The sequence below is a fragment of the Streptomyces sp. P5F9 genome, from assembly GCF_057961495.1.
On the sequence record NZ_JBXVPZ010000564.1, the window covers coordinates 1 to 5,712 of the forward strand.

Below are 5,712 nucleotides of genomic sequence, written 5' to 3' on the forward strand. Positions count from 1 at the left end.
GAGCCCGCAGCCCGGAGCCGGAGCCCGCAGACCGGAGCCTGGAGCCCGAGCCCGCAGCCCGGAGCCGGAGCCCGCAGCCCGGAGCCTGGAGCCCGAGCCCGCAGCCCGGAGCCGGAGCCCGCAGCCCGCAGCCCGCAGTCCGGAGCCGGAGCCGGAGCCGCAGTCCGCAGTCCGGAGCCCGTACGCCCGCGAGCCGAGACGCCGTGTCATTCAGGCCCCGCGTCCAGGGCCCTCGTGCCGCAGCCAGCCAGCCAGCCAGCCCGACAACCCGCACCCGCAGTCCGATGCCGGCACACCCGCGAGCCGAATCGCCGTAGGCCACTCGGGCCCTCGCGCCCGGGACCTCCGCGCGGTAGCCCACCCGCAACCCGCAACCCGCAACCCGCAACCCGCAACCCGCAACCCGCAACCCGCAACCCGTGATGAACCCCGTTCATGACAGCCGGTGTCCGACCCCGCGGGCCGTGCCGATCGTCCGGGTGCTGCCCGCCTCGCGGAGTTTGCGGCGCAGGCGGGTCAGGTACTGGTCGAGGGTGTTGTCGTGGACCCGGGCGCCTTCGGGCCAGCCCGCGCGGATCAGCTCGCGGCGGCTGACGATGCCGCCGGAGGCCGCCATGAGCGCGGCCAGGAGCCGGAACTCGGTCGGTGTCAGGTCGACCCGGGTGTCCCGCATGTCGACCGTGTGCCGGACGGCGTCCAGCACCAGGTCTCCCGCCGTGGCGGCGGGCGCCGGTGCCGCCCGTTTGAGGGCAGCCCGCAGACGGGCCGCGAGTTCGGCGAGGTGGAACGGCTTGGGCAGGTAGTCGTCGCCCCCGGCCGAGAACCCGGACAGCCGGTCGGGCAGCCGGTGATGCGCGCTGAGGAAGATGACCGGGGAGAGGAACCCGTTCGCCCGCATCGCCTGGCACACGTCCCGCCCGTCGGCGTCGGGCAGCCCGATGTCGAGCACGGCGGCGGAGACATCGGCGGTGGCCAGGCGCAGGGCGGTGGCGCCGTCCGGTGCGGGGACGGGGTCGTAGTCCTCGTCGCGCAGTCCGCGCATCAGCACGTCCCGCAGGGCGTGATCGTCCTCGACGACCAGGATCGTCCGGCGCATGGTCCTCCCTGACTACAATCCTGTAGACGGTCTACGGAACTGTAGACGATGCCGGGGCGGGAGCGCGCCGCGCGGCGATCGGGACGCGTTCAGGTGTCCGATGGCACGGTCGGGCCCCGTGATATACGAGGCATATGAGACATCCGAGACCTCTAGGGCCGGCACGACCGGCGTCACGCATCCGCCGCGCTGGAACAAGGTGCCCGAGGTCACCGCCTACTTCTGGATCATCAAGGTGTTGTGCACGACGGTCGGCGAGACCGCGGCCGATCTGTTGAACGAGAAGGCCAGCCTGGGCCTGACCGGTGTGTCGGTGCTGATACTGACTCGCCGTGGAGCTGATCAGCGTCGTGGGGACGCTCATCAGCGTCGTGGGGACGCTCATCAGCGACAACCTGACCGACAACATGGGTGTGCCGCTGGAGACGAGCACCGCGGTGTTCACCCGCCCCCTGGGTGCCTCGATCGGCGACGCCGGCCTCGGCTTCGGCACCGTCGTCACGGGCGCGCTGTTCCTGGCGGTCATCCTCGGCCTGGTCGTGTACCTCGCGGTGACCCGAAGGGACGTCATCGACCGCGGGGGTGTCGCGCGACGGACGGCCTGACCAGGGGATGGGGAAAGCGTCCCCAAGTCACTCCCGCCCGTCGGCCGGGCAGAGAGCCGCCACGATCGCCGGGGTGACGGGGTGTCCGGCGAGGACGTGGCGGACGGCGTCGAGGGGAACAGGACGCTCGTAGTAGTCCTCGAAGTGGGCCTGGACCGTCTCGGGTGAGCGGTCGGTGAGGAGGTGGAAGAGATGGTCGGAGCCGTCCGCGTACGCGTTGCCGGCCGGGAAGTCGATGGCCGAACCGGCGCGCCACGCGGTGTCGCCGGTCTCGCGCCACAGACAGACGGTGACGCGGGTGACGTCGAGGCCTTCGTCGCGGAACGCGGGATTGTCGAGTAACGGGCGTAGCGCGGCGGGTACTTCGTCGACGACACCGGGCCAGACCTCCTCGGCGTCCGTCCCGTACGGGCTCATCGCCGACTCGTGGTCGAAGCCGCGGATGAGCACGCCGGCCGGGGCGAAAAGGACGGAGAAGTCGTCCCCCGAGCCGTTGTCCATCAGGGCCGCCTCCTCGCCCGGGCCCCAGTCGGCGTCGAAGGCGTACACGCAGAACTGCGGATCGTCGCCGATCGTGGCGTCCAGGACCGCCAACGCCCGCAGATGGACACGGAGTTCGGCGGGATCGGGGAGGAGGGCGGCGGCCTCGTACACGGTGCTCATGACCTCATGGAAGCAGCCGCCACTGACAGTCCTGGCGCGCTACTGGGCGATCCCGGGCAGCGAGATACCGGCCTCAGCCAGCAACGCCCGTTCCCCAGCCGTGAACGTCGGCCCGTCGAGCTGCGGCCGCAGCGGCCCAATTGCCGCCGCCGCGAGGACACTTGGCCGGAGCAGCGCCGTGCCCGGGGACTGGAGGGTCAGTACCTCCGTCATCGCGGTCGCCACGTGGTACGAGCCCGTGGCGGTGTGGGACAACCGGCTGACATAGCGCTGGAGGAGACGGTCGGCCGCGCCCGCGCTCTTGCCCTTCGTCGTCTCGTAGTGGATGTCCTGTCCTACGGCGAGACTCCAGGCGAGTTCGACAGGTCTCGCGATGGCCCGTTGTGCCTTGCGGGACAGGCCGTCGGCGAGGCCCACGGACGCCAGTCGGGTGCGGAGCGCCACCGCGCCGAGGGCCGCCACCGACATGCCGTGGCCGTAGATCGGGTTGAACGCGGCGACCGAGTCGCCCAGGGCGACCAGGCCTTCGGGCCAGGACTTCAGACGCTCGTAGTAGTAGCGGCGGTTGACCGTGCTGTGGGTCAGGGCCACGTCGGTAAGGGGTTCGGCGTGGGACAGGAGGTCGGCGACGATCGGATGGCGGAGGGTGCGGGCGTACGGCTCGAACTCGGCCGCCTCGCGGGTGGGTTGGGCGCCCGGGGTGCCGATCAGGCTGACGTGCCAGCGGCCGTCCTCGATGGGGACGATGCCGCCGGTCCGGCCCGGTTCGCCTCGCCGCGGGTCGGCCTGGACGTTGATCACGGGCCAGTTGAGCGTGGAGACCGGGGCGCGGTAGATACGGCTGGCGTACGCGATGCCGGAGTCGATGCGGTTCTCGGCGGGGCCCGGGATGCCCAACTCGCCCAGCCACTGCGGCGTGCGGGACGCCCTTCCGGACGCGTCGACGACCAGGTCCGCGGTCAGGTCGGTCTCGGTGTCGTCCGCCGCGCGCAGCCGTACGCCGGTGACGCGGCGCGAACTCCCCAGCAGGGCCGCGACTTTGGTGTGCGGGCGCACACTGACGCGCGGGTCCTTCAGCACCCGTCCGCGGACGACGGAATCCGTGAGGTCGCGGCTCGCGGTGATCAGGTAGTGGCTGTCCCGTTCCCAGCGGCGGTACCAGCCCTCGGGCGAGTAGATCAGCATGTTCGTCGTCATGGGCACCCGGTTGGCGCCCGCGGACAGCAACTCCTCGACCGTGCCCGGCACCAGGTCATCGATCGCGTTGGCCCCACCGGACAACAGGACGTGGAAATGGGCGGCTTGGGGAACTCCCGGGCGTGACTCGGGCCCCTCGGGCAGACCGTGCGCCTCGATGATCTCGACGGTGTCGACGAAGTCCTTCACGGCGGCAGCGGCGAGCATGCCGGCGAGGCTGCCTCCGACGACGACGGCACGGGTGGACAACCGGGGCGTCCGGGGCGGCGATGCGCTCATGGGGGGCTGCTTTCTCCAGACGGGCACCGTTCGTGCGTGGCAGGGGGTACCGGCGAACCGGATCACATCGAGAGGCCTCGCAGAATATGCCAACGGCGAGAGGACCGAAACGGGGCCGCCGCCCTCACACGCCGTCGAGCAGCGAGGCGAGGCCCCGGTCGAGGGACGGCTCCAGTGCCTCCCGGCCCGGCTCGGTCACCCGGTAGGTGCGGCGCAGGAAGTGGTGCAGCGCGACCGTGTCGAAGCGGATCATCGCGATGCCCTCCGGCGAGTGGAACTCAACTGCCGTGTGGGCGGGGCCGTAGGGACGGATGTGCACGTTGCCCATCCCGGCAGGGGTGGCGAGACCCTCCTCCAGCAGCGCCCGCGCGAAGGTCCACGTCACCTTCTTGCCGTCGAGCGATATCCAGGCGGGGAACAGGAGTTGGACGGCGAAGGGGTCGCCGGAGGAGTAGCGAAGGGTGACCGTGACGGCCAGCTCCTGGTCGTCGTCGGCGATCAGGCGGGCGCTGGTGGGCTGTTCCAGGGTGATGTGGCGCATGGACGGTCTCCGATTCGGGTGGGACGGCGGCCGGTTGTGCCGACTCACCTCCTTGAGCGCGCGGAGGGGCGCTTGATTACGCGGTTACGGAAGAAGGTTGATGTGATCTGGGTCACCTTCTGTTATTGCTGCAACTTTAGTTGAAAGTTTCGCCATCTAGGCTTACAAATCCTTCCCCGCCCCCCTTGGCAACTGGAGCGTTGCTGCCATGAACGACGGTCCCACCGCCGCATACGCCCGGATCTACGAGGAGCAGCAGCCGCGCCTCGTCGCCTACGCCCGCTCGCTCACCCGGAACACCTGGGTCGCCGAAGACCTCGTCGCCGAGGCGCACTTCAGGGTGTGGCGCAGGCTGTCCGCCGGGCACGAGATCGACAACGTACCGGCGTACCTCATGACGACCGTGAAGCACCTCGCCACGGCCGCGGGGAGCGCCGCACGCGAGACACCGCGCGATCCGCAGGCCGACGAGCGGGCCGACGCGAACCACGCGCACGTCCACGGGGGCGACCCGGCCGAGCAGGTGTCCTCGACGGACCTGCTGGTACGGGTACTTGAGCAACTGCCCGAGCGCTGGGTGAAGGCGCTGTGGCTGGCCGAGGCGGAGGGCCTGCCGCTGGCGGCGATCGGCCCCCAACTCGGCACCAAGCAGGGCGCAACGGCCGTACTGCTGCACCGTGCGCGCGAAGGCATGCGGCAGGCGTTCCTGCGCGAACAGACCGGCGTCCCGGACGATCCCGCGTGCCAGGTCCACTGGGCCCGTATGCCCGCGTACGTCCGCGGCGGCGCCACCGAGCGGCAGTCCGAACGCCTCCTCGGCCACGTCGACGCGTGCGACGACTGCCGCGCCCGCCTCGCGGCCCTGATGCGCGCCAACGACCGCCTGCCCGCACTCGTCGCACCGGCCCTGCTCGTGTTCGTCCTCGGCGGCACGGGCAAGTTCCTGCTCGCCGCGTTCGGCGCGGGCTCCGCGGGAGCGGCCACGGCTGCGGCGGGTGGCCATGGTGCCGGGCTGCTGCACGGCGTACGCCATGCGGCAGTCGGCGCCTCCAAGGCGCAGGTCGCGGCCGCTGTCGGTACGGCCGTGGCGGGCGCCGTCGCGGTCTGCTTCCTCCTCGGAGGCACCGACGCCTCCGAAGTCCCGGTCGCGAAGGGCCCGGTGGCCGAAGTCCCGGTCTCCCAGGCGCCGGTGGCGTCCGAGCCGCGGACGGGGAAGCCCTCGAAGACGCCGGGCAAGAGCACGGGTTCTACGTCCCCTGCGCCGGACGGGTCCATAAGTGCCGTGTCTCCGGCTGTGCTTGGGGGCAACGGGGGCGGGACGGGCGTGATAC

At 71.3% G+C, this 5,712-nt stretch carries 5 protein-coding genes and 1 pseudogene; 2 read left to right on the plus strand and 4 right to left on the minus strand.

Annotated elements, in window-relative coordinates:
• Positions 1–433: 433 nt before the first annotated feature.
• Positions 434–1,096: a response regulator transcription factor gene (locus AC31A1_RS45595; RefSeq protein ID WP_489658962.1), complete on the minus strand. Its 663-nt coding sequence runs from the start codon at positions 1,094–1,096 to the stop codon at positions 434–436.
• Positions 1,097–1,196: 100 nt separating this feature from the next.
• Here AC31A1_RS45595 and AC31A1_RS45600 point away from each other — a divergent pair.
• Positions 1,197–1,701: pseudogene (locus AC31A1_RS45600) on the plus strand (COG4705 family protein).
• Between the two features lie 27 nt (positions 1,702–1,728).
• On the opposite strand, the gene AC31A1_RS45605 reads toward AC31A1_RS45600, so the two are convergent.
• The 3 genes from AC31A1_RS45605 to AC31A1_RS45615 all read right to left on the minus strand — a co-directional run bounded on the left by AC31A1_RS45605 (position 1,729) and on the right by AC31A1_RS45615 (position 4,381).
• Positions 1,729–2,364, minus strand: coding sequence for a hypothetical protein (locus AC31A1_RS45605; protein ID WP_489658963.1), 636 nt, complete (start codon positions 2,362–2,364; stop codon positions 1,729–1,731).
• Positions 2,365–2,403: 39 nt separating this feature from the next.
• Positions 2,404–3,840 (minus strand): NAD(P)/FAD-dependent oxidoreductase, encoded by a 1,437-nt coding sequence (locus AC31A1_RS45610; protein WP_489658964.1) that lies wholly within the window; start codon positions 3,838–3,840, stop codon positions 2,404–2,406.
• 124 nt (positions 3,841–3,964) lie between these two features.
• Positions 3,965–4,381 carry an SsgA family sporulation/cell division regulator gene (locus AC31A1_RS45615; RefSeq protein ID WP_489658965.1) on the minus strand — a complete coding sequence of 139 codons (417 nt, stop codon included), beginning with the start codon at positions 4,379–4,381 and terminating at the stop codon, positions 3,965–3,967.
• A 208-nt stretch (positions 4,382–4,589) separates the two neighbouring features.
• On the opposite strand from AC31A1_RS45615, the gene AC31A1_RS45620 reads away from it, so the two are divergent.
• The coding region (locus AC31A1_RS45620; protein WP_489658966.1) for a sigma-70 family RNA polymerase sigma factor at positions 4,590–5,712 on the plus strand (1,123 nt) is incomplete at its 3' end.

Excerpts from the sequence above, each read along its gene's own strand:
- AC31A1_RS45595 (WP_489658962.1), bottom strand. The coding sequence starts at position 1,096 with ATGCGCCGGACGATCCTGGTCGTCGAGGACGATCACGCCCTGCGGGAC.
- AC31A1_RS45605 (WP_489658963.1), bottom strand. The coding sequence starts at position 2,364 with ATGAGCACCGTGTACGAGGCCGCCGCCCTCCTCCCCGATCCCGCCGAA.
- AC31A1_RS45610 (WP_489658964.1), bottom strand. The coding sequence starts at position 3,840 with ATGAGCGCATCGCCGCCCCGGACGCCCCGGTTGTCCACCCGTGCCGTC.
- AC31A1_RS45615 (WP_489658965.1), bottom strand. The coding sequence starts at position 4,381 with ATGCGCCACATCACCCTGGAACAGCCCACCAGCGCCCGCCTGATCGCC.